Source organism: Dokdonella sp. (assembly GCF_049593775.1).
Classification (GTDB): Bacteria; Pseudomonadota; Gammaproteobacteria; order Xanthomonadales; family Rhodanobacteraceae; genus Dokdonella.
Map to the genome: position 1 here is coordinate 1 of NZ_JBAWHJ010000039.1, position 3,779 is coordinate 3,779.

2 protein-coding genes and 1 pseudogene are annotated in these 3,779 nt (G+C 61.0%); all 3 read left to right on the forward strand.

Annotated elements, in window-relative coordinates:
* A pseudogene (locus tag WBP53_RS01385) lies at positions 1 to 257 on the forward strand (peptidase M20); the annotation flags it as partial.
* A gap of 151 nt (positions 258 to 408) precedes the next feature.
* The gene (locus tag WBP53_RS01390) at positions 409 to 966 is read left to right on the forward strand and encodes a hypothetical protein (protein WP_423925180.1); all 558 of its coding nucleotides are present in this window, start codon (positions 409 to 411) and stop codon (positions 964 to 966) included.
* A gap of 165 nt (positions 967 to 1,131) precedes the next feature.
* Positions 1,132 to 3,779, forward strand: a 2,648-nt coding sequence (locus tag WBP53_RS01395; RefSeq protein ID WP_423925182.1) for a S8 family serine peptidase, incomplete at its 3' end; no start/stop codon positions are given.

Below are 3,779 nucleotides of genomic sequence, written 5' to 3' on the forward strand. Positions count from 1 at the left end.
CCTATGGCTCGGGCAACGATCTGGTAGAAGGCGGCAAGGCGGCAGGTGAAGCTGCCAGGGCGGACTACGGCAAGAAACGCTACCACCAGCCGGCGGACCAATGGGAGGCAAGCTGGACATTCGCCGGGATGGTCCATGACCTGCCGATCTTGTACAAACTGGGCAGCGACCTTGCCAATTCGAATCAATGGCCAACCTGGGGTGCAGGCTCGGAATTCCTGGGCATACGCGAACAAACAGCGGACCAGCGCAAATAGACCATTCAGAAAGCGATACCCTGATGGACCTGGACCTGCACTTCAGGACACGTCCATCACTGAATTGCCGGACATTGTGGCCAGGCGTATCGTCTCGTCTGTTTCGCGTGTCCGGATTTCGATTCAACATCCTCCAAAGGAGTACTCGCAAGTGAACGTTAAACGCCCCTTCCTCGCAGCAGCTGCATTGCTTTGCCTGGCCCTGGCCAGCCCCTTCGCACTGGCCGAGAATGACGCCAAGCCCGACAAGGCCATGACCAAGGAAAAGGCGGCAACAGCTGATTTCCTGTTCGTGCAAAGTGCCAAGAAGATGAGCTACGACAAGGCGACCAACAAGCTCACCTTGCGTGACGTAAGCCCGGTCACGCTGTTCTTTGCCGATCGGCCCGAGCGCATTGCCGGCAACATGAAGACGACATCCTTCATTCCGTTCTGGAGCGAGGGGGCAGACAGCTTCCTCTCCGATCCGCCCAATGCGGATATCTCGATCCTCGAAGGCGACAAGCTCAGCCAGGTGGTCGTTGTACTCGAATCGCCAATGCTGAGCGGCAATGACCTGACTTATACGGTCAAGCTGGTCGAAGGCTCGATGCCGGCGGAAGGCAGCGATGTCTCGGTTTTCATCGACGTCATTGGCATGCCGCTGACACCTCTGTCCTATGCGGGCGTTGCCCGTCGCCACTATCGCCGTGCGGTGCTCTACCGCTGATCCAGGCGATTTCGTGACTGCTCCAGAGGGCGCGCCAATGCCGATGGGCATCGGCGCGCCACGCGACTTCGAGCAGCTGCGTGTCTGGGTCGCCAATTGGCGCCTCGGCTGACAAGCAAGACCTGAGGCTCTACCATCAATGGCTTTGCCGTCTGGGGAACCGACTTGAATACTCGAATTCCAGCCTTGGGGCTACTGATCAGCGCGGCGTTGGCCGCGAGCCCTGCCTCCGTATTGGCGACGCAATCAAGCTGGCTGCGCGTCGAAGCCTCTCAGGACACGTTGCGACAGGTCGTCGACACCCGTTCGCCGGTAATCGACTACGGCAGCTTTCAGTGGCTTGCCCTCGATGAAAATGCAGCACAGTCGTTGCGGAACGCCGGTCTGAAAGTCACGACCTTCGAAAATCCCTTCGTGCTCGACCTGGGTGGCCAGCGATTCGATCCCGCGAACCTCCCGCAGTCCACGCACAGCGCTTCTGCCACGACCGCGGACTGGCGTCTCGTTCAATTTCGCGGACCGGTCAAGCCGGAATGGCTGACTCGCCTGCGTGACTCGGGCGTCACCCCCGTCCAATACATTCACCCGTTTGCCTACGTTGTCTGGAGTGATGGCAACGCCCTGGGCAGGGCCATGGCTCAGGAAGAAGTCCGCTGGAGCGGAGAATTCCTGCCCACCTATCGCGTGCAGCCCGGCCAGCGGAACCTGGACTCGGTTCGACGCCCGACCATGGCGCTGTTCGGCCGCCACGGCGATCCGCTAGCCCTGACGTCAGCCGTCAATGCTCTGGGTGTGACGATTCAATCAAGGACCCGACTGGATACGCATTTCGATGTAGTCCAGCTCGACGCACCCGGCGATCGCTACCTTGATCTTGCCTCGATACCGGGCGTGTTCGCCGTGCAGGATATTCCACCGGAAACCCGTCCGCGTGGCGAGATGAGCAACCAGGCCATCGTGGGCAACTACGGCCCCGCACCGGGATACACGATTGTCCCTGGCTATCAGACCTGGCTCGATACGCTCGGCTACGATGGCAGCGGCGTGGTTGTCGCTGTGGTCGATGGCGGTGTGCGCAGCACACACACAGACCTGGCATCACGCATGGTTCCTTGCGTGGCTTCAGGTGACACACCCAGCAGCTGCAGCACCAGCAACGATTCGCATGGCACGCACGTTGCCGGAGCCATTGCCGGCACCGGTGCCAGCGGCACGCTGTTGAGCGGCTTCCTGCGCGGCAAGGGCGTTGCTCCCGGCGCGAACATCGTGCAGCAGCGCTACAACAGTTTCATCGGTGGCGGTCCTGGATCGATGATTGCCGACGGCATGCTCAAGATCTACAAGGAATCGAGCCTCAGTGGCGCGGTCCTTACGAACAATTCCTGGGGTCCGACAGGCTCGCCACAAGGCTACGATATCCCGACCCAGCAGATTGACATGGTCATCCGTGACGCCGATCCGGACGAGCCCGGCAACCAGCAGGTACTCAATGTCTGGTCAATCATGAATGGTGGCGGCGATTCCTCCGGCGCGTGCGCACCGTCATCGCTGGGTTCGCCTGATGAGGCCAAGAATCTCTTTGCCGTGGGCTCCACATCGCTGCAGTCCAGCTCGGGCGTCCAGTTGTCCGGCATCTTCGATGTATCGAGCAATTCCGCACACGGCAATGCCTGTGACGGTCGCCGCGTTCCCAACATCGTCGCGCCGGGATGCAACACCGACAGCACCAATAGCAGTAGCGACACCTCGTTCGGCTTCAAGTGCGGCACGTCGATGGCTTCACCCGTCGTCAGCGGCGCTTCGGCCATCTTCGTCGAGAAATATCGCGCCGAACACGCGGACGTGACGCCCAGCCCGGCCATGATCAAGGCGGCGCTGACCGTGGTCGCGAAGGACCTGGAAGGATTTCGCGATGCCGACGGCCGCCTCATGGGCCACCGACCGGACCGGTTCCAGGGTTACGGTCGTCTCGATCTGGAAGCTGCAGTCAATTCCGATGAAGTGGTTTTCATGCTGGATCAATCGGAGTTGCTCACCGAAACCGGGGCAGCCTGGACTCTCAATGTCGCGCCAGCAGATCCGGCACTTCCGGTACGCATCATGCTGGTCTGGAGCGACGCCAAGGGCCATGGCCTGGGCGGCAGCACGCCTGCCTGGGTGAATGATCTCGATCTGAGCGTCGATACCGGTGGCGAATCCTATCTTGGCAATGCAATCGGCTCGGACGGATGGTCGGCCACAGGCGGCAGCGCTGATGCGATGAACAACATCGAGGCCATCTACCTGCGCCCTGACCAGATCGGCGCCTCGATTGATATCGAAGTCCTCGCGGCGAACCTTGCTGGCGATGCAATCAATCCGTGGACCCCCGGCGCACCCGCCCAGGACTTTGCGCTGGTATGCCGCAACTGTCTTGAGGCGCCGCTTGGCAGTTCGGATCTTGGACTCTCGCTCAGCGCCTCGCCGACCCCCGCTATTCCGGGCGAGACCTTGCAGATCATTGCCTCGATCGACAACTTCGGCGCCGATGAGCCCAGCGGTGCCAGCTTGAGCCTGACCCTGCCTGACACACTCGAGTTTGTCTCCGGACAACTGCAAAGCGGTTCCGGCCTGTGGACGTGCTCAGCCGTGGCATCGGCGGTGGCGTGCCAGATGAACCTGGGAACCATGGCGGTGACGCCACTTGCAAGCGTGCTCCAAATAACCACGCAGTTTGTATCGTCCAACGGCGATGGCTCGCCTCTCGAAATATCCGGCACGATCAGCGCAGCGCAATTCGTTGACAGTCAGCCGGATAACAACGACGCAAGCAT